The sequence below is a fragment of the Paracoccus sp. PAR01 genome, from assembly GCF_014851995.1.
In the GTDB taxonomy this organism is placed as follows: Bacteria; Pseudomonadota; Alphaproteobacteria; order Rhodobacterales; family Rhodobacteraceae; genus Paracoccus; species Paracoccus litorisediminis.
Genome location: NZ_JACVAW010000004.1, coordinates 103481 through 124241, shown reverse-complemented (window position 1 = coordinate 124241; position 20761 = coordinate 103481). Strand labels below are relative to the sequence as shown.

General features: G+C 64.1%; 17 protein-coding genes. 7 read left to right on the top strand and 10 right to left on the bottom strand.

Going from position 1 to position 20761, the window contains the following annotated elements:
* The first annotated feature begins 20 nt into the window (after positions 1-20).
* From IB235_RS09470 to IB235_RS09450, 5 genes are all read left to right on the top strand, one after another.
* Positions 21-929 carry a LysR substrate-binding domain-containing protein gene (locus tag IB235_RS09470; RefSeq protein WP_192336504.1) on the top strand — a complete coding sequence of 303 codons (909 nt, stop codon included), beginning with the start codon at positions 21-23 and terminating at the stop codon, positions 927-929.
* 170 nt (positions 930-1099) lie between these two features.
* Positions 1100-1894: a 2OG-Fe(II) oxygenase gene (locus tag IB235_RS09465; RefSeq protein ID WP_192336503.1), complete on the top strand. Its 795-nt coding sequence runs from the start codon at positions 1100-1102 to the stop codon at positions 1892-1894.
* Positions 1891-2073 carry a hypothetical protein gene (locus tag IB235_RS09460; protein ID WP_170297650.1) on the top strand — a complete coding sequence of 61 codons (183 nt, stop codon included), beginning with the start codon at positions 1891-1893 and terminating at the stop codon, positions 2071-2073. The genes IB235_RS09465 and IB235_RS09460 overlap by 4 nt, the downstream gene beginning before the upstream one ends.
* Positions 2074-2088: 15 nt before the next feature.
* Entirely contained in the window at positions 2089-3129 is a 1041-nt protein-coding gene (locus tag IB235_RS09455; protein WP_192336502.1) for an ABC transporter substrate-binding protein, read from the top strand.
* Positions 3130-3397: 268 nt separating this feature from the next.
* A complete protein-coding gene (locus tag IB235_RS09450) occupies positions 3398-4408 on the top strand; it encodes a Gfo/Idh/MocA family protein (RefSeq protein WP_192336501.1) in 1011 nt (336 codons plus the stop codon).
* 38 nt (positions 4409-4446) lie between these two features.
* On the opposite strand, the gene IB235_RS09445 is transcribed toward IB235_RS09450, so the two are convergent.
* The 10 genes from IB235_RS09445 to urtA all read right to left on the bottom strand — a co-directional run bounded on the left by IB235_RS09445 (position 4447) and on the right by urtA (position 16302).
* On the bottom strand, positions 4447-7701 hold the full coding sequence (locus IB235_RS09445) for an FG-GAP-like repeat-containing protein (protein ID WP_192336500.1): 3255 nt from the start codon (positions 7699-7701) through the stop codon (positions 4447-4449).
* Entirely contained in the window at positions 7698-8834 is a 1137-nt protein-coding gene (locus IB235_RS09440) for a TIGR03032 family protein (protein WP_192336499.1), read from the bottom strand. Before IB235_RS09440 ends, IB235_RS09445 begins: the two co-directional genes overlap by 4 nt.
* Before the next feature lie 5 nt (positions 8835-8839).
* Positions 8840-9577 carry an outer membrane protein gene (locus tag IB235_RS09435; protein ID WP_192336498.1) on the bottom strand — a complete coding sequence of 246 codons (738 nt, stop codon included), beginning with the start codon at positions 9575-9577 and terminating at the stop codon, positions 8840-8842.
* A gap of 203 nt (positions 9578-9780) precedes the next feature.
* Positions 9781-10110, bottom strand: a complete 330-nt coding sequence (locus tag IB235_RS09430) for an FmdB family zinc ribbon protein (RefSeq protein WP_192336497.1) — start codon at positions 10108-10110, stop codon at positions 9781-9783.
* A gap of 50 nt (positions 10111-10160) precedes the next feature.
* The gene (gene fmdA, locus IB235_RS09425) at positions 10161-11390 is read right to left on the bottom strand and encodes a formamidase (protein WP_155039461.1); all 1230 of its coding nucleotides are present in this window, start codon (positions 11388-11390) and stop codon (positions 10161-10163) included.
* A gap of 20 nt (positions 11391-11410) precedes the next feature.
* A complete protein-coding gene (gene urtE, locus IB235_RS09420) occupies positions 11411-12100 on the bottom strand; it encodes an urea ABC transporter ATP-binding subunit UrtE (RefSeq protein ID WP_192336496.1) in 690 nt (229 codons plus the stop codon).
* Between the two features lie 10 nt (positions 12101-12110).
* On the bottom strand, positions 12111-12860 hold the full coding sequence (urtD, locus tag IB235_RS09415) for an urea ABC transporter ATP-binding protein UrtD (RefSeq protein ID WP_155039459.1): 750 nt from the start codon (positions 12858-12860) through the stop codon (positions 12111-12113).
* An 8-nt stretch (positions 12861-12868) separates the two neighbouring features.
* Positions 12869-14002, bottom strand: a complete 1134-nt coding sequence (gene urtC, locus IB235_RS09410; protein WP_225612138.1) for an urea ABC transporter permease subunit UrtC — start codon at positions 14000-14002, stop codon at positions 12869-12871.
* A 10-nt stretch (positions 14003-14012) separates the two neighbouring features.
* On the bottom strand, positions 14013-14939 hold the full coding sequence (gene urtB / locus IB235_RS09405) for an urea ABC transporter permease subunit UrtB (protein ID WP_155039458.1): 927 nt from the start codon (positions 14937-14939) through the stop codon (positions 14013-14015).
* Between the two features lie 97 nt (positions 14940-15036).
* Complete coding sequence (gene urtA, locus IB235_RS09400; RefSeq protein WP_155039457.1) at positions 15037-16302, bottom strand: urea ABC transporter substrate-binding protein; 1266 nt, start codon at positions 16300-16302, stop codon at positions 15037-15039.
* Positions 16303-16512: 210 nt separating this feature from the next.
* Between urtA and IB235_RS09395 the strand changes: the two genes are divergently transcribed.
* Together IB235_RS09395 and IB235_RS09390 are read left to right on the top strand one after the other, a co-directional pair.
* Positions 16513-19854 carry an ATP-binding protein gene (locus IB235_RS09395; protein ID WP_192336495.1) on the top strand — a complete coding sequence of 1114 codons (3342 nt, stop codon included), beginning with the start codon at positions 16513-16515 and terminating at the stop codon, positions 19852-19854.
* Positions 19808-20758, top strand: coding sequence for a DNA-binding response regulator (locus tag IB235_RS09390; protein ID WP_225612137.1), 951 nt, complete (start codon positions 19808-19810; stop codon positions 20756-20758). The genes IB235_RS09395 and IB235_RS09390 overlap by 47 nt, the downstream gene beginning before the upstream one ends.
* The last annotated feature ends 3 nt before the right edge of the window (positions 20759-20761 follow it).

The following is a 20761-nucleotide window of genomic DNA, read 5'->3' as shown; positions in this document are numbered from 1 at the left end:
CCAGATGCAGGTGACCGAACATGCCGCTGACCCTTCCGCCGCTGAACTCGCTCAGGGCATTCGAGGCCGCCGCCCGCACCGGCAGCTTCACTGCGGCGGCCGAGGAAATCGGCGTCTCGGCTGCCGCGATCAGCCAGCATGTCAAGAAGCTGGAAGACTATCTGGGCAAGACGGTGTTCACCCGCCAGAACAACCGCGTCACCCTGACCGATGCCGGGCATTCTTTCTTTGAAAGCGCGGCCTCGGGGCTGCAGATCATCTCGGACACGACCGAGGAGCATCTGCTGCAGCGATCACGGGCGCGACTGGTGATCAGCGCGATCGAATCCGTGACCGAAAAATGGCTGACCCGCAGGATCGCGGAATATTGCCATGCCCATCCCGATTTCCGCTTCGACCTGCGGGTCGAGCCCGATCCGGTCGACTTTGCCCGCCATAACATCGACCTGCGGCTGGCCTATGACGGCACGCATTACCCGGAACTTGAACTGGTGAACCTGCCGCAGGACGTGCTGGTCCCGGTCTGCAGCCCCGATTATCTGGCGCGCCATCCCGAAATCGGAACCCATGGCATGGCCGCCGTTCCGGATGCGGACCTGCTGCATACCAGCTGGGGGCCCAGCTTTGGAACCCAGCCAAGCTGGCAAAAATGGCATTCGCACGCAAACCTGCCTCAACCCGTCCTGACCAAAGGTTTTCTTGTGCACAGCTCGGCGGTTCTGCTTGACCTTGCGCGCGAAGGGCTGGGCGTCGCACTGGGTCAGCGCCTGATGATTCATGACGATGTCGAGGCCGGAAAACTGGTCCGCATATCCGACCTGACCATCCCGCTGGGCCGGTCGTATTGTCTGGCCTATCCCCGTGTAAAACAGCAAAAAAGACATCTTCTGCCACTGATCGAATGGCTGCGCGGACGCGCGGTCAGCTAGGCTTGGGACACCCTGCACAACCTTGGCCAAGCACGCGGGAAAGGCGCGGTGCACGGCCGTGGACGTGCATGCCGCGCATTAAGTTTTTCTAGGTCAGGCCAATATTTTGCCGCGTTGCCGGAAGGACCCCCACTGCGCTTATCTGAGGTCAGCCAAAGTGGAGACCGATGATGCACCACCTTCTTGACCTCGACACCTACCCCTTGGACAAGCCGGACACTGCCGCCTATGCGGCTCTGGTCGCGCGCTGCAAGGCCCGCCTTGCTGCCGACGGCATGTTCGATCTGCCCGGCTTCCTGCGCCCCAAGGCGACGGTCGACGCCGCCGCAGCAGCCGCTCCGGCGATGGCCACCGAAAGCCACCGCCATGCGCGATCGCATAACGTCTATTTCCGCGACAGCGTCGATGGGCTTTCCGACGACGATCCGGTCCTGAGCAAGGTCGAGACCGTCAACCACACGCTTTGCGCCGACCAGATCGCGGGCAACCCGGTGCTGGATCTTTACGACTGGGCGCCCTTCGCCGCGTTTCTGGCCGCCACCATGGGCAAGGACGCGCTGTATTGCATGCAGGACCCGATGGCCCGCGTGAATATTCAGGCCAGCCGCGACGGCGAGGCGCTGAACTGGCATTTCGACCGTTCCGAATTCACCACCACCATCCTGCTGCAAGCCTCGGAAATCGGCGGTGAGCTGGAATACCGCAAGGATCTGCGCAGCGCCGACAATCCGAACTACGCGGGCGTCGCGGCGGTGCTGCGCGGCGAAGACCCCGAGGTGCGCAAGATCAAGCTGGTCCCCGGCGCGCTGAACGTCTTTCGCGGCGTCGACACGCTGCACCGCGTCTCGCAGGTCAAAGGCCCGACCGAGCGCATGGTTGCGATTTTCTCCTTCTTCGACCGCCCCGGCGTCAATATGACCGCGAAGGAGCAGATCGGCTTTTACGGCCGCAGCGTCGCCGCATGACCTTGCAGCCCGCGCCGCATGAACCTGTCGGCGGCCCGCCGATCCAGCCCGCCGTTCATCGGCGGGCCAGCGGTGCCTGCGCCACCTGCACGAACCTGTCCTGCCAGCGCATGATCCAGATGACCCGCGATGCAACGCGGGCGGATGCTGGCGACAGGAACTGGAAACAAGATCCATAACAGGGAGCTAAAGACATGACCAATGACAAGCTGACGCTGACCGCCGCAATGGCGACGCTTGGGCTGCTGCTGGGCGCGCCAGCACAGGCCTCGGACATCGCATGGTGCAAGGATGGCAAGACCATCACCTTTGCCGGGGTCGACTGGGAAAGCGGCGCATTCATCAAGGATGTCGTCTCGCGCATTCTGGCCGATGGCTATGACTGCAAGACCGATTCCATCCCCGGAAACACGATCACGCTGGAAATGGCGACCGCGAATGGCGAGGTCCAGATCTTTGCCGAAGACTGGATCGGCCGCAGCGAGGTTCTGGCCAAGGCCATGGAAGCGGGCAAGACCATTCCCGTCGGCCATCCCTTTACCGGCGCGGGCGAAGGCTGGTTCATTCCCGCCTATCTGGTGAAAGGCGACGCGGCGCGCGGGATCGCGCCCTTGGCCCCGAACCTGAAATCCGTCGCCCAACTGGCCGATCCCGAGATCGTCAAGCTGTTCGCGGACCCCGAGGAGCCCAGCAAGGGCCGCTTCCTGAACTGCCCGTCGGGCTGGACCTGCGAGGGCGTCAGCACCGCCAAGCTTGAGGCTTACAAGCTGGACGCCAGCTATGTGAACTTCCGCCCCGGCACCGGGACCGCGCTGGACGCCGAGATCACGTCAAAGATCATGCAGGGCCAGCCGATCCTGTTCTATTACTGGTCGCCCACCGCCGTCATGGGCAAGTTCGATGTCGTCCAGCTGGAGGAGCCCGCCTTCAATCAGGATTGGTGGAGCCAGCTGACCCAAGAGGACGGCAAACGCGACGCCGGCTGCGCCTTTCCCCCAGTCGAGGTCATCTATGCCTTCAACAAGGACTTCCACGCCGCCGCCCCCGAAGTGGTCGATATTCTTGCCAAGGCCGAATTCCCGCTGGATATGATCAATGCCAGCGTAGCGCAGATGGCCGAAAACAAGCAGGATTCCAGCGAGGTCGCCGAGGAATTCCTGAAGAAACATCCCGAAATCTGGGGCAAATGGGTCTCGGCCGAGGCGGCGGACAAGATCAAGGCCAGCATCAACTAAGCGGCCCCGGCGGAAAAATCAGCGAAAGCGCCGCTCACGGCGGCTTTCCCGTCGGCTGCCTGTTGCATTGCCCGACCTTGGTGCGGGCATTGCGACAGGGTTTGCGTTGCATTTCTGCGACCGAATACATGGACTTGCCGACGGCCCGTCCGGCGATTACCAATCCATGTCCATTCGCGTCGCCCTTCCTTCGTGGCTTGGGTGCCGAAGCATCATCGCGCTGGACCGCATCCGCGCCCTGCAGGGCATTCGCACATGAGGGCCGAACATGACCGACCGCAAGATCCGCTGGGGCGTGCTTTCCACCGCCAATATCGGCCTGACCAAGGTGATCCCCGCGATCATGAAATCGCCCCATTCTCAGGTCGTGGCCATTGCCTCGCGCAGCGCGGCCAATGCCCGCGCCGCCGCCGACCGGCTGGGGATCGAACGCGCCTATGGCTCGTATGAGGATCTGCTGGCCGACCCGGAAGTGGACGCGATCTACAACCCGCTGCCCAATCACCTGCATGTGCCCATGACCTTGGCGGCCAATGCCGCGGGCAAGCATGTCCTGTGCGAAAAGCCCATCGCCATCACCGCGGATGAGGCCACCCAGCTGCGCGGCGCGCGTCAGGACCGGCTGATCCTTGAGGCCTTCATGGTCCGCTTCCATCGCCAATGGCAGCGCGCCCTGGAAATCGTCGCTTCCGGAGAGTTGGGAGAGGTGCGCGTCGTCCGCGCGCTGTTCACCTATTTCAACGACGACCCGGCCAATGTCCGCAATCAGGCCGGGATCGGCGGCGGCGGCATTCTGGATATCGGCTGCTACCCGGTCACCGCCGGGCGCTATTTCTTTGGTGCCGAGCCGCAGCGGGTGGTGTCACTGGTCGAGCGCGACCAGACCTTCGGCACCGACCGTCTGGCCAGCGTCATTGCCGATTTCGGGGCGGGGCGGCAGCTGGTCTTTACGGTTTCCACCCAGCTTGTCCCCGGCCAGTCGCTGGAGATCGTCGGCACCAAGGGCCGGGTCGAGATCGTGATCCCCTTCAACGCGCCCGCAAACGCCCCGACCGCCATCCTGATCGACAAGGGCGAAAGCTTCGACGGCGCGCTGGCCCGGCGCGAGATCCTGCCGCGCTCGGACCAGTATACCGACATGGCCGAGGCCTTTGCGCTGGCGGCGCTGGGTCAGGGCGGGCTGCCTTGGGGTGTCGAGGATGCGATCCGCTCGATGCGGGTGCTGGATGCGATCACGGAAAGTGAGCGCAGCGGCGGCTGGGTCAAAGTCGCGGAATAGGTCCGGCAGCTTTGCGGGGGCGCGCAGCCCCCGCCGCGCTAAAGGTCGAAATCATCCCGCGTCACCGTGACCAGCCCGGCAAGCTCGATCTGGAAATCGGCGCGTCCGTCATGGTCGGTATCGCCATAGATGATGGTCCGGTCATTCGCCGACGCGGCCATATCGAACTGGCGATAGACCACCGAGGCCCGGCTGTCCGAGAAATTCCCGCTGCCCCCCCAGACGAACGCCTGATCCCCCGCCCGGCTCGGGTCGGTGTCGATGCCGGACAGGTCGATCCGGTCCTGACCATGGGTGAAATCAAGGATGATGTCGCGCTGTCCCGCCCCTGACAGCGGGTTCAGCGTGTTGTTGCTGATATAGCCGGAATAGCCCGAGGCCGAATCCCGCAGGGCAAAGACGAAGGTATCCGCCCCGGCCCCACCGCGCAGCAGGTCGACGCCCGCCCCGCCGATCAGCGTGTCCTGACCCGCACCGCCCGACAGGGTGTCATCGCCACCGCGACCGGACAGGGTCTCGGCCACGCCAGTTCCGATCAGGTGGTCACGTCCGGGCGTGCCGATAAGGCCCTCGACGACATCGCTCAGGTTGATCCGCAGGCTTTCGCTATCCTCGGCCCCGCTGCCGATGGTCGGATCGTCAAGGCGCAGGGTCACGTCCAGCGTCGGGTTGGACTCAAAGTCCAGAACCGCCCCGGCCCTAAGCCAGACCGCGCCCGACCTGATCTCGAACAGCCCCGCATCCGCCCCGGTCAGCGTCAGGTGGTTCGTCCCGCCATCAATGTCCGAGATCGTCAGGTTCGCCACCCGGATCGCCGTCGTGGTCGGCGCATTCTCGGCCAATGTCGAAACCAGCGGCGTTATCGCAAGGCTGGGCGCGTCATTCACCGGGGTCACACCTAGGTTGAAGGTGCGGGCCGTCGGGGCTGATCCGTCCTCATTCCCATCCTCGACCAGCACCCGGAATTGGGCCGCGTTGCTCTCGGACCCGTTATGGGTAAAGCTGACCCGGCCCGCCGTGATATCGGCGGCGGTAAAGCTGCTGGCCACCGCGCCACCCACGCGCAGCACGCCATTGCTTTCCCCCGAGACCCGGAACACCACGCCCGATGCGCTATCATCGGGATCGCTGAAGCCGATATCCGCGCCGGTCAGGACATAGTGCCCGCCTTCGGCCACGGTGGCACGCAGATCGCCGGTCAGCACCGGCGCGTCGTTCACCGGCGTTACCGCAAGGGTGAAGGTCTGCTGGGTCGGTGCTGATCCGTCCTCATTCCCATCCTCGACCAACACCCGGAATTGGGCCGCGCCGGTCTCGGACCCGTTATGGGTGAAGCTGACCCGGCCCGCCGTGATATCGGCGGCGGTAAAGCTGCTGGCCACCGCGCCACCCACGCGCAGAACGCCATTGCTTTCCCCCGAAACACGGAACACCACGCCCGATGCGCTATCATCGGGATCGCTGAAGCCGATATCCGCGCCGGTCAGGACATAGTGCCCGCCTTCGGCCACGGTGGCCCGCAGGTCCCCGGTCAGCACCGGCGCGTCGTTCACCGGCGTCACGTTGATCGTCAGGCTGTTCGGGGTCTGGTCCATATCGGTGCCACCGATCTGCGTCCCACCATCGTCGCGCACCTGAAAGGTAAAGGACGCATAGCCGTTGCCGTGGCCATTCGCGGCGGGATGATAGACCAGCCCCCCCGTCGCGATGTCGCTGGCAGAAACCATCTGCCCAGCGGTCACCGCGACGCCATTCAGCAGCAGTTGCCCGGCCGCGGGCACGGTCGAGATCCTGACCGCGGACAGGTTGTGACCTTCGCTATCGGAAAATCCAAAATCGGCCACGCCAATGGTGCGGCTGCCATCCTCGATCACGGTGATCGTCCGATCAGTGCCCGAGGGGGCGACGTTCGGCAGCTCATTGGTGATGATCAGCGCGGTCGCGGCACCTGCGCCAGTCGAGATCCTTCCCTCGCCGCTGGTGCCTGTCAGGGTCAGGGTGACGGTTTCGTCATTCTCGATCCGGGTGTCCGGCGAAATCGGAATGCGGATGACGACCGTGTTCTCACCGGCGGCAAAGCTGGCAGTCAGGCTGCCGGGGGCGGTGTAATCCGAACCCGCAGTCGCGGTGCCGCCCAAGGCGAAACTCACCACCTCGGCCTCGGATGTGGCGGTGCGGGTGATGGTGAAGACCAGCTCACCCCCCGCGCCACCAGCCTGTTCCTCAAGATCAGAGGTCGCGCCGACGGAATAGGTCGCCATGGTGTTGATCAGGACGTGCGAGCTGTTCGAATTTAGATTCGCGGTCGCGATGTCCAGGTCGCCGTCCTCGTCGAAATCCCCCAGCGATACTCCGGTGGGCGAGGTGCCGACGGCAATGGTCGATCCCGTCTCCAGGGCAAAGTTGCCCGCGCCATCGTTGAACAGGACGTTTATAAAGTTGGAGCCGGCATCCGTCACCACCATGTCCAGATCGCCGTCGCCATCCAGATCGCCAAGCGCGGCGTCATAGGAATTGTTTACAGACCCGGCGATGGTGAGGTCCGTGCTGAACTGACCTGTGCCGTCATTTCTGAGCACCGAAACCATCACTGTGCCATATTGCCCGACGATCAGGTCAATATCGCCGTCGCCGTCGATATCACCCGATGTGATCGCGTTCGAGAGTGTGCTCGTGCCGACTGGGACAGGGGCATCGAAGCTTGCGTCGCCATGACCGAAAAGGATCACCACGTTGCGCGCACTCTGGTCGGTTACTGCCAGATCCATATGGCCATCGCCGTTGAAATCGGCGATCGTCGTCTCGACAGGCCGGTCCGGACCGTCCGAGATATCCCCGCCTGCAGCCGGGCTAAAGGTGCCATCCCCATTCCCCAGCATCACCGACAGGCTGCCGCCATAAAAGTTGGCCGAGACGAAATCCAGATCTCCGTCCTCGTCCAGATCCGCAAGACCAAGCCCGCGCGGCTCGCTGCCCACCCCGACACGGCTGGTGGTGAAGGTTCCGTCGCCTGAGTTCAGGCCAACGGTGACGCCGTCATTGCTTCCATTTGTGGTCAGGAAGTCGATATCCCCGTCCCCGTCCAGATCCCCGGTCACGATCCTGTAGCTTACCGGTGTCGGCACCAACGGAGCAGGGGTCATGCTGCCGTCCCCGCTGCCCAGCCAGACGTTCACACCGCTGAAACCGGCCGTCAGCACATCCAGATGGCCGTCGCCATCCACATCGGCAATCGCGACATCCATTGGATTACCCGCCGTCGCCAGCACCAGGCCTTGTTTGAAAATGCTCATCGGATGTCCTCGGTTCGAATGGGGGTGTGGCCGGTCAGGGGAATGTCATGCGGCTGGCAGCGGATCTCGCGCAGAATCTCGTCATTGCGGAAACCGACCGCCTCGGCGGTGCGGGTCCGGGGCAAGACGGCGACGTCGTAAAGCTCGGTGATGGTATGGGTGAAGCGCAGCCAATGCTCGGCCACGCCGGTGTGCAGGTTGACGATCAGCAGACCGCAGCGTGGCACCGTGGATTTCCCGACCAGCATCTGGTCCAGTGCCAACCCTGAAAAGCTGCCGCCGTACCGCGGCAGGGACAGGCCGATCACCGCGTATTGGCCGACAAAGGACAGCCCGCGCGCAAAGCCCGGACAGAAGCACAGCGGCGTGAATGTCCCGTCCTTGGGATCGACATGGCCGAATTCGCCACTGCCCGAATTCAGCAGCCAAAGCTTGCCGTCATGCAGCCGCGGCGAATGCGGCATCGACAACCCCGAGGCGGCGATCTCGCCGCTGGCGACGTCGATCAGCACCCCGCCCGATTGGCGCTGATCGCGCCAGCCGTCCGCCATATCCGCGCGCCCCGCCGCCGTGACCCAGGCCGGGCGCGTGCCCTCCATCGCCAGGCCGTTCAGATGGCAGCGATCCTCGGCCACCAGCGCGCTGATAAAGCGCGGCATCCACAGCGGGCGAAAGCTGTGGGTGTCGCTGAACGTCGCAAGGCAGTTGCACAGCGTATTGACGAAAATTGGGCGCGGGGCGCCATCGACCTCGCCCATGGCGATGTCATGGCAGTCGATCGCGCCGGTCACCCGCCCCTCGACCGGGACGAATTTGCGATCTGCCCCGGATGCAGTGACCTCGCTTTCGGCCAGCGCATTCTGGAACCGCCACAGCATAAAGGCGCTGCTGGTCCACAGCGTCTGCCCGTCGGTCCACAGGCCCTGACAATTCTCGATCAGCCGTTCATGTGCGCGAATGCCGCCATCGGGCTTGCGTCCGACAAAGAACAACCGCCCGGCCTGATAGGTGGTCAGCGCCAGCGCCACCCGATGCGCGTCCAGCCAATCGGCAAAGCCCGCGGAAAAGGTGATCAGCGGGCCTTGCCGATCACCGGTATTGCTGTCGGCCAATGCCGCGCTGCTGTCGGACATGAATGTCAGAACCGCCAGTTCAGGCCGATGCGCAGCATGTCGACGGTGACGTCATGTTCAAAGCGCGGGAATGCCCCGGCGGGGTCGCGCGCCTCTCCGGTCGCGGTCAGGGTGCCGAAATCGTAATGCAGCAGGTTGGCATCCAGCGTGCGGTTCTCGGCGACCCGCCATTCGACGCCCGCGCCGATCACCCAGCCCGACTTACCGCCCCCGCCCGAGACCTGCATCAGCGCCGGACCCCCATGGTCGCGCGCCGAGACATCGATATCCCCGCGCGTGACGCCGCCGGTCAGGTAGTAAAACCGATCCTGCTGCGCGTAGCCCGCCCGAAACCGCAGGCTGGCAGCCGAGTTCACCTCAAACGCCGCGACGGTGTCGTGCCCTGCCCCGCCAAAAGCGGCGCTGCCCCCGGTATTCAGCGCGGCAATGTCCAGAACGCCACCTATGACCAAGGCCCCTTCGCCCATCGGCGCGACCTGCCGGTCACAGCCCAGCGACATCCCGACCGCAGCATCAGTGCCATCCGCCGTTACGCTTTCCCCAACCCCGTTCCACGCCGCAGCCCCGGCATAGGGACCCTGATCATAGAGCATATCCGTCACCGTGGACTTGGCCCGCGCCGCGCCCAGATTGACCCCGGCATGACAGCCTGACCAGTCATCGGCACTCGCGGATAAGCTGCATCCCAGAAATGCAAGGGCCGCGAATGCGGCGCCGGAAAAGTTGCGCAAAACTAGCCTCAATCAAAAGAATCTATCCGTGAGCGAGGCGAAAGATACGACAAGTCAAGCATAATGAAAGAAAAATCCGCTTCGATGCCACGAAACGGATTGGCTGTGACAAAAGCGGGACGAGACGCCGAATATAACGCGTGGCTCCCGCTATGGTTGAATTTGTTTCCGCAGGATGGACGCTGGCAAGGGGATCACCCCTCGCCAGATCGCGACTAATGCGAAATCATCCACGGCCGTTTCGCAGGGAAGCTTTTTGAGCCGTCGGGCCGGTGCAGCGTGCCGGTGGGCTTCTTCTTGGCAGCGCCCGAACAGCAGGAACAGCCCGCCCCGTGCGAGCGGCGGGGGCTGTCGGCGCTGCGCTCATTCGTAACATGCGCATGGCGACGCCCGGCATCCATATTCGCCAGCAGCGGCGCGCTGAGCATGGCGCGGCGGGCAGGCGCGCTGCACCACGGGCAGGAATGCGGCTTCTCGAAATCGGCCATTGCGGCATGGGCCTGAAACGACCCGCAATCGATGCAGATATAGTCATAGGTGGGCATATCCAGCCTCCAACGGTGGTGGGGCCGGGGGCGTCCCCCGGCCGTCAGGCTTACAGATCGGGAGCCAGCGGAATATCGACCGAGCCGTCCAGCATCTTGACCGGCCCATTCACATTCGGCTTCAGATCGAAATCGAAGATGTCGGTCGGCAGCCACAGCGTCGCGCAGGCATTGGGCACGTCGACCACGCCCGAGATATGCCCCTGCACCGGCGCAGTCCCCAGGATCGCGTAGCCCTGCGCCCCGGAATAGCCGAATTTCTTCAGATATTCGATGGCGTTAAGGCAGGCCTGACGATAGGCGATCTGCACGTCCAGATAATGCTGCTTGCCGCCCTCATCGACGGAAATCCCCTCGAAGATCAGGTAGTCGTCATATTTCGGAACAATGGGCGAGGGTTTGAAGATCGGGTTCTTGATGGCGTATTTCTGCATGCCGTCCTTGATCAGGCTGACCTTCAGATGCAGCCAGCCGGCCATCTCGATCGCGCCGCAGAAGGTGATCTCGCCGTCGCCCTGGCTGAAATGCAGGTCGCCCATCGAAAGCCCCGCGCCGGGGACATAGACCGGGAAATAGATGGTCGAGCCCCGCGACAGGTCCTTGATGTCGCAATTCCCGCCATGTTCGCGCGGGGGAACGGTGCGCGCGCCCTCGGCGGCGGCTTTTTCGCGGGCCTCGCCCTTCATCGCGCCCATATGGGCGGCCTTGGTGGTGGGCAGGTTCGCCAGCCCCGGCACGCGGGTCGGATCGGTGTCGAACAGGTCCTTCTCGCGACTGTTCCACATGTCCAGCATCTTGCGGTCGGGCAGGCAGCCGATCAGGCCGGGATGGATCAGACCCGCATATTTCACGCCCGGCACATGGCGCGACTTGGTGAACATGCCGTGGAAATCCCAGATCGACTTCTGCGCCTCGGGGAAGTGTTCGGTCAGGAAGCCGCCGCCATTCTGCTTGGAGAAGAAGCCGTTGAAGCCCCATTGCATCTCTTCCTTGGCGCCGATGTCGAGGATCTCGACCACCAGCAGGTCGCCCGGCTCGGCGCCCTTGATGCCGATGGGACCGGACAGGTAATGGACCTGCTCCAGTTCCACATCGCGCACATCCGAGGCGTCGTCGTTGTTCTTGATCTGGCCGCCGGTCCAGTCATAGCACTCGATCTTGAACTCATCGCCGGGTTCGACCCAGACGGCGATCGGGATGTCGGGATGCCAGCGGTTGTGGATCTTTTCGTTCGTCAGCGGGCTTTCGGAAAGGTCCACGGAAATCAGGGTATCGGCCAATTCAAATCTCCTCTTGGCTGTCAGACTGAAAGGAAGCGGGCGATGCGGGCCTCGTCGATGCCGTCGCGGGGCGCGTCATGGACGATCTCGCCGTTTTCGATGACCATCACGCGGTCGGCGACATCCAGGGCAAAGCTCAGCACCTGTTCGGACACGATGATGGTCAGGCCCCGTTCATCGCGGATGCGGCGCAGGGTGCGGGCCATTTCGCGGATGATCGAGGGCTGGATACCCTCGGTCGGCTCATCCAGCAGCAGGGCCTTGGGCTTCGAAGCCAAGGCCCGTGCGATTGCCAATTGCTGCTGCTGCCCGCCGGACAGGTTGCCGCCGCGGCGGTTCTTCATCTCAAGCAGCACCGGGAACAGCTCATAGATGTCGGGCGGGACGGATTTTTCGCCGGTGACGGTGAGGCCGGTTTCGACATTTTCCTGCACCGTCATCGCGGAAAAGATCATCCGCCCCTGCGGCACATAGGCGATGCCCGAGGCGACGCGCTCATGCGGCTTCAACGCCGTGACATCCTTGTCATCCACACGGACGCTGCCCGCCTTGGTGGGCACGATGCCCATCAGGGTCTTCATCAGCGTGGTCTTGCCCATGCCGTTGCGGCCCATGATGGCGACGATCTGGCCCTTGGGGATCTGCATGGACATGCCATGCAGGATCTCGCTTTCGCCGTAAGCTGAACGGAGTTCCGCAATATCAAGCATTCATGCCCCCTTAATGGCCCAGATAGACTTCGATGACCTTGGGATCGGCCTGGACATGGGCCATCGAGCCCTCGGCCAGCAGCTTGCCCTGATGCAGCACGGTGACGCGGGTCGCGATGTCCTCGACGAATTTCATGTCGTGTTCGATCACGATGACCGAGCGGTCGGCGATGATCCGGTTCAGCAACTCGGCCGTCTTGACCCGTTCCGCCACCGACATGCCGGCGACGGGTTCGTCCAGCATCAGCAGTTCCGGGTCCTGAATCAGCAGCATCCCGATTTCCAGCCACTGTTTCTGGCCGTGGCTCAGATAGGCGGCCTTTTCCTGCAAGTGGTCTTTCAGGAAGATGGTCTCGGCGATTTCGTTGATGCGGTCGCGCACCGCCTGATCGCGGCGGAAGGCCAGCGCGCCAAAGACCGAATAGCCGCGCGGATACGAGATTTCCAAATTCTCGAACACGGTCAGGTCTTCATAGACCGAGGGGTTCTGGAACTTGCGCCCGACCCCGGCATGGACGATCTGGTCCTCGCGCATTTTCAGCAGCTCATGGCCCTTGAACCGGACCGAGCCGCCGGTGGCGCGGGTGCGTCCGCAGATCAGGTCCAGCACCGTGGTCTTGCCCGCGCCATTCGGGCCGATGATCACCCGGCATTCGTTGGGTTCGACATACAGGTTCAGGCCGTTCACCGCCTTGAACCCGTCGAAGGAGACGGTCAGGTCCTCGACCGTCAGGATGAAGCTGTCCTTGGTTTCCGTCATGTCCGGCCTCATTCAGCGGGTTGCGGGGCAGAGGTGCGGGGTTTCAGCCGCCCGAACAGCGGCTCGACATGGCTCTTCCACAGCCCGGCCAGCCCGTCGGGAAAGACCAGCACCACGGCGATGAACAGCGCGCCCATGCCGAATTGCCAAAGCTCGGGAAAGCCTTCGGAAAAGGTGGTCTTGGCCCAGTTGACCAGCAGCGTGCCCCAGACCGCGCCAAGGATCGAATTGCGCCCGCCGACCGCACAAAAGATCACCATCTCGATCGAGGGGACGATGCCGACGAAGCTGGGCGACATGAAGCCCACCTGCAGGGTGAACATCGCCCCGCCTATGGCCGCAAAAGCCGCGCCAAGGCAGAAGACAAAGATCTTGAACGAGGCGACATCGTAGCCCGAAAAGCGCACCCGATCCTCGCGGTCGCGCATGGCGATCAGGATGCGGCCCAGCTTGGACCGGCGGACGAATTGCGCCAGCGCGAGGCAGGCGAAAAGCAGCACTCCGTTAAAGAAGTACAGCGCGGTCTTGGCCTCATCCGTGCGGATGTCCCAGCCCTTCAGCGTGCGCAGGTCGGTGATGCCGTTGACGCCGCCGGTATAACCCTGCTGGCCGATGATCAGGATCGTCAGGATCGCCGCGATGGCCTGGGTGATGATCGAGAAATAGACCCCGCCCACCCGGCGGCGGAACATGGCCGTGCCGATGATGAAGGCAAAGATCACCGGCACCGCCACCACCGCGAAGATGGTGAAGCCCAGCGAATGGAAGGGCTGCCACCAGCCGGGCAGCGCGGTGATCTGGTTCCAGTCCATGAAATCCGGGATGCCGGGGGTGGACTGGATCGCGGTGGCCTCGGGGGTGGATGCCTCCAGCTTCAGGAACATGGCCAGCGCATAGCCGCCAAGGCCAAAGAACACGCCCTGCCCCAGGCTCAGGATGCCGCCCGCGCCCCAGCACAGCACAAGGCCGACCGCGACAAAGGCATAGGTCAGGTATTTGCCGAACAGGTTCAGCCGGAACGGGTCCAGCGCCAAGGGCAGCAGGACAAAGATCACAAGCGCCAGCGCGGCCGCGCCCAGCATCTCGGTCCGGTTCAGGAAGCCGGTCTCGCGGCCGGGTGCCATTGCAGGAAAATCACTCATGGCTGGCCTTTCATTTGCGCAGTTTCAGGGCGAACAGGCCTTGCGGCCGGACCATCAGGATGCCGACCACGCCCAGCAGGGTCAGGACCTTGGCCATCGAGCCGGACAGGAAGAATTCAAGGAAGCTTTGCGCCTGGCTGATCGAGAAGGCCGAGGCGATGGTGCCGATCAGACTGCCCGCGCCGCCAAAGACGACGACAAGGAACGTGTCCACGATGTAAAGCTGCCCCGAGGTCGGCCCGGTCGAGCCGATCATGGTGAATGCCGCCCCGGCGACTCCCGCGACCCCGCAGCCGATGCCGAAGGTCAGCCGGTCGGTGCGCCCGGTATTGATGCCCACCGCATCCGCCATCACCCGGTTCGCGACCACGGCGCGCACCTGCAGCCCCCAGCGCGACCGGAACATCAGCAGATAGATCGCCAACGAAATCCCCATGGCCAGCGCCATGACGAACAGCCCGTTGATCGGAACCTCGATCATGTCGGTCAAAGGCAGCGAGCCCATCATCCATTGCGGGATGGTGACGCCGACCTCGCGCGCGCCAAAAACGCTGCGGAAAATCTGTTGCAGGATCAGGGACAGGCCCCATGTCGCCAGCAGCGTGTCCAGCGGGCGCTTGTAAAGCCTGCGGATCAGCGCCCATTCGACCAACATCCCCAGCGCCCCCGCGACGACAAAGGCCAGCGCCATGGCGACGAAGAAATAGATGCCGAACAAGGACGGCAGGTAGGTCTCGAACAGGCGCGAGACCAGATAGGTCACATAGGCGCCCAGGATCATGAATTCGCCATGCGCCATGTTGATGACGCCCATCTGGCCAAAGATGATCGCCAGCCCCAGCGCCATCAGCACGAAAACCGAGAATAGGATAAGACCGGCAAAGCCCTGCATGGCAAAGATCGACAGGAGCTCGCCCCAGCTGTAATCGGCGAACATCGGATACCTCCGGGCGGATTGCGGGAAAGAGGTCGCCGGACCGATACGGCCCGGCGCAGTCTGCCGCGCGGCTCGCGCCCGCGCGGCCGGGATGCCCTTACTGGTAGCCCTCGGGGAAGGGGTTCGGCTCGACCAGGTCGGCGGTCTCGAAGACAACCTTGTATTGCCCGTCCGGCTGGGCATGGCCCACCCGCGTCTTGGACCACAGGTGGTGGTTCTCATGGACCTTGACGTAACCCTCGGGGGCGGTCGCCAGCTCGATGCCGGGGCTTGCGGCCTTGATCTTGTCGATGTCGAAGCTGCCGGCCTTTTCCACGGCGGCCTTCCACAGCCACGGGCCCAGATAGGCGGCCTGCGTCACGTCGCCGATGACCATGTCCTGCCCGTACATGTCCTTGAAGGATTTCACGAAATCGAGGTTGTTCGGATTGTCCAGCGACTGGAAGTACTTCATGCAGGCATAGGCGCCGTCGATGTTTTCGCCGCCAATGCCGCGGATCTCGTCCTCGGTCACCGAAATGGTCAGCAGCAGCGGCTTTTCCTTGGTCATGTCGATGCCCGCGGCTTTCAGCTGCTTGTAGAAGGCCACGTTCGAGCCGCCGACGACGATGGCATAGATCACGTCGGGCTTCTTGAGCTTGATCTTGTTGATGACCGAGTTGAATGTCGTGTGGCCCAGCGGGTAATATTCCTCGCCGACCACTTCCAGCCCCAGCTTCTCGATATGCTTGCGGGCGATCTTGTTCGAGGTGCGCGGCCAGATGTAATCCGAGCCCAGCAGGTAGAAGGTCTTGGCCCCCTTGTTCTGCGTCACCCAGTCGATCCCCGAGATGATCTGCTGGGTGGCTTCCTGCCCGGTATAGATGACGTTCGGCGACTGCTCGAGACCTTCATAGAAGGTCGGGTAATACAGCATCCCGTTATACTGCTCAAAGACCGGCAGCACCGCCTTGCGGCTGGCCGAGGTCCAACAGCCCATGACCGAGGCGACCTTGTCGTCGACCAGCAGCTTGCGGGCCTTTTCGGCGAAGGTCGGCCAGTCGGATGCGCCATCCTCCTGCACGAACTTGATCTGGCGGCCCAGCACGCCGCCCATCTTGTTGATCTGGTCGATCGCCAGCTTTTCCGCCTGAACCGAGCCGGTTTCCGAAATCGCCATGGTGCCGGTCACCGAATGCAGGATGCCGACGGTGACATCGGTATCGGTCACGGCCAGCCCGGTCGTATTGACGGCGGCGGTCGGGAAGTCCTGCGCCTTCAGCCCCTTGGGCAGGAACAGCGATGCCGAAAGCGCCGCCGATGCGGCCAGAAAGGCGCGGCGCGACGGCGCGCCAAGCGGGGATTGAGGGGACTTCTTGGTCATGAAGGGCTCCTGTCTGGGGGCGAGGGCTAGGGCGTGGTGTTCGCCGTCTGCGCCAAGACTGGGGCCGAATGCTGCAGTGCAACATACGTCATCTGACGTATTCAGTTGCGCATTTTTCCCCCTAAGCTAGGCACAGGACAGAATTGCCGCACCGCGGAATAACCGTGGGCGGCGCAGGTCGGCAAAGTCCGGCTGGACAGGGAAGACAGAATGATCACGGCCTTTCAGGCGACGCGCGAGCGACGGCTTTACAGCCGTTGGGTCGCGAATGAGACCATCGAGGATTTCGCGCTGCGCTTCACCGCGCGCCGCGCCCGGCGCTGGACGGCGGGCCGCGTCGCCAATGCGGCGCTGGGGTCGATCTCGTTTCTGGCGCTGGAGGCGATCGGGGCGGCGATCACGCTGAACTGGGGCTTTGACATCGCGCTGATGGCGATCCTGTGGGGCGGGCTGATCCTGTTCGTCACCGGCCTGCCGATTTCCTATTACGCGGCGCGCTACGGGGTCGATATCGACCTGCTGACGCGGGGGGCGGGGTTTGGCTATTTCGGCTCGACCATCACTTCGCTGATCTATGCCAGCTTCACATTCATCTTCTTCGCGCTTGAGGCCGCGATCCTTGGCATGGCGCTGAACCTGCTGTTCGGGATACCGCTCTCCATCGGCTACCTGATCGCGGCGGTGGCGGTGATTCCGCTGGTGGTGAACGGGTTTTCCAAGATCTCGGCCTTTCAGGCGCTGACCCAGCCTTTGTGGATCGCGCTGCATGTGCTGCCGTTCCTGCTGCTGGCCTTTGCCGGTTACGACCTGTCGGGCTGGACCACCTATGAGGGCCGGGCGCTGGCCAATGTGACCGGGCCGCAGGTGACGCCGCTGATGGCGTTCGGCGCGGCCTCGGGCGTGGTGCTGGCGCTGATTGCCCAGATCGGCGAACAGGTCGATTACCTGCGTTTCCTGCCCGAGCCAAAGACCGCGCGCGAGCGTCGCCGCTGGTGGATCGCGCTGGTCGCGGCGGGGCCGGGCTGGGTGGTGCTGGGCACGATCAAGATGCTGGCCGGGTCATGGCTGGTGACGCTGGCGCAGCGCGAGGGGCTGGATTTCAGCCATGCCATCGACCCGACGGCGCTGTATCACAACGCCTATTCACAGGTGATCCCATGGCCGGGGCTGGCGCTGCTGCTGACCGGGGTTTTCGTGATCCTGTCGCAGCTAAAAATCAACGTGACCAATGCCTATGCCGGTTCGATCGCATGGTCGAACTTCTTTTCCCGCATCACCCATGCCCATCCGGGCCGGGTGGTCTGGCTGTTCTTCAACGTGGCCATCGCGCTGCTGCTAATGGAGCTGGGGGTCTTTGCCGCGCTTGAAGCCACGCTGTCGGTCTATGCCCATGTCGCGCTGGCATGGATCGGGGCGCTGTTTGCCGACCTGACCATCAACAAGCCGCTGGGCCTGTCGCCCAAGGGGGTCGAGTTCCGCCGCGCCCATCTTTACGACATCAACCCGGTGGGCTTGGGCGCGGTGGCGGGCGGCACGCTGGCGGCGCTGCTGGCCCATGCCGGGGTGTTCGGGGCGACGACGGGGGCGCTGTCGCCCTTTGTGGCGCTGCTGGGGGCGATCCTGATCGCGCCGCTGATCGCATGGGCGACCGGGGGGCGCTATTACCTTGCCCGTCCCGCCCCGGACATGCCGCAGGGGCTGATTTCGTGCTGCCTGTGCGACTATCGCTTCGACCACGAGGACATGACCGACTGCCCCTTTTATGCCGCGCCGATCTGTTCGCTGTGCTGTTCGCTCAATGCCAGTTGCAACGACATCTGCAAGCCGCATGCCAAGCTGGGCCAGATGACCCGCAAGCGGGCGCAGGCGATCCTGCCCGAGCGGGTGGACATGATCCTGCGCGGTCGCCTGACGCAATTCCTGGCCGGGACCAGCATCGTGACCGGCGGCGTCGCGGCGCTGCTATGGATGATCCGCAGCACCGCCAATGAGCCCCGGCTGGACCCGCTGCTGGCGGTGATCCTGGCCTCGACCATGGTGGCATCCGGCATGGCGGTCTGGCTGTTCCTGCTGACCCGCGAAGCCCGTCTGGCCGCCCAACGCGACACCGAACGCCAGACCGAACGCCTGCTGCGCGAAATCCGCGCCCATGAACGCACCGACCGCGCCCTGCAAGAGGCCAAGGAAAAGGCCGAGGCCGCGAACCTTGCCAAATCCCGCTACATGGCCGGGATCAGCCACGAATTGCGCACGCCGCTGAACGCGATCTACGGCTATGCGCAATTGCTGGATGCCGACCCCGCCATTCCCCCCGGCCGGCGCGAGGCCGTGCGCGCCATCCGCCGCTCCAGCGAACATCTGGCCGGCTTGATCGAGGGGCTGCTGGATATTTCCAAGATCGAGGCCGGGCGGCTGGAACTGAACCGCAGCCCGGTGCAGCTGCCCGATCTGCTGCGCCAGATCACCGACATCTTTCAGGAAACGGCGCGCGAAAAGCGGCTGGAATTCGTCATCGAACGGATGACCGCCCTGCCCGACTGGGTGGTGGTCGATGAAAAGCGCCTGCGCCAGATCGTCATCAACCTGCTGGCCAATGCCTTTCGCTATACCGACCGTGGCCGCGTCACTCTGCGCATCGGCTGGCGCAATCAGGTGGCGACGATCGAGGTCGAGGATACCGGCATCGGCATCGCCCCCTCGGATATGGGCCGGATCTGGAAGCCCTTTGAGCGCGGCACGAACATGACCCGCCACGGCTCGGGGCTGGGCCTGACCATCACCAAGCTGCTGGTCGATATCCTTGGCGGTGAGGTCTCGGTCAGCAGCAGCCCCGGCAAGGGGAGCCTGTTCCGGCTCAAGATGTATCTGGCCCAGACCCGCGACGTGCCCGCCCTGCCCGTCCCGGCCCATACCGCCGTGCTCGAGCCCTATGACGGGCGGCTGCGGCTGCTGATGATCGTCGATGACGATCCGACCCATCTGGCGTTGATGGAAAGCTACCTGCACCCGCAGGGCTTCAACACCGTCCTTGTCGGCACCGCCGAGGCCGCGATGCAGGCGCTGGAGGATGTGACCCCCGACCTGTTCCTGATCGATGTGGACATGCCGGGGATGAATGGCTGGGAATTCCTGCAATGGCTGCGCGGCAATGGCCATGCCGCAAGCCCGGTGGTGGTCCTGTCCGGCCACGCGCGCGAGGCCGAATCCGGCGCGCCCGAAATCCCGCTGCATGACGCCTTCATCGCCAAGCCCTGCATCCTTGACGACCTGCGCGCCCGCATCGACGGGCTGCTCAAGATCGAGCGGCGTCCCGTCGGTGCGCGTCCGGTGGCCGAGGAACCCGCAGCGCCCATCTCGGCCCGCCAGATCGGGATGCTGCGCGAACTTGCCGAGCTTGGCCGCATCCGCGACCTGCGCGACCGCATTGCCAGCCTGCCCCTGCCCCCTGCCCTGTCGCAGCGTCTTGGCGACGCGCTGATGGAAGTTGATTTCGAAAGGATCGTCGATGTCCTTGACGACTATGCCCGCACGGCCCCGCACCATGCCGATTGACGAAGAAAACCGCAGCATCGCGCTGGTCGTCGATGACGACCCGGCCTCATTGATGATGGTGGCCGAGGCGGTCGAGCAGGCCGGGATCACCGCCATGGCCGCCCGCGATGGCGAGGCCGCCTTGCGGCTGGCCGGGCGGGTCGTGCCCGATGTCGTGCTGCTGGATGCGGTGATGCCGGGGATGGACGGGTTCCAGACCTGCCGGATGCTGAAGGCGCATCCTCTGGCGCAGGCGGCACCGGTGATCTTCATGACCGGGCTGGGCGCGCCGGAACATATCCTTGAAGGGCTGCGCGCGGGCGGGGTCGATTACGTGACCAAGCCCCTGAACCTTGATGAGCTGATCGCCCGGCTCAGCGTGCATCTGCTGAATGCGCAGAAGCTGGCCAGCGCGCGGCATGCGCTGGATGCCAATGGCCGCGCGGTCGCGGCCTTTACCCAGACGGGCGGGCTGGCATGGGCCACGCCGCGCGGGCATCGGCTGATCGAAAATGCCCCTCCCGGCTGGGTCGATCCGGCGCAGGGTGCGGCCTCGGGCGAGTTGCTGGCCTGGCTGGCGCAGCTGCGGCGGGTGCCGTTGTCGCAGGCGCAAAAACTGGTCTCGGCCCGGCTGGAGCTGACCTATATCGGTCAGGGCGCGGGGCGCGACCTGCTGATCGCGCTGCATGACCGCAGCGACACCCCGCGCGAGGCGCTGCTTTCGGGCCGCTTCGGCCTGACCGACCGCGAGGCCGAGGTGCTGTTCTGGCTAAGCCAAGGCAAAAGCAACACCGATATCGGCAGCATCCTTGGCCTGAGCGGGCGCACCGTCAGCAAGCATCTGGAACAGGTGTTCGAAAAGATGGGCGTCGACAACCGCACCTCGGCGGCGGTGCTGGCGGACCGGGCGATCAGCGGGGCCTGACCG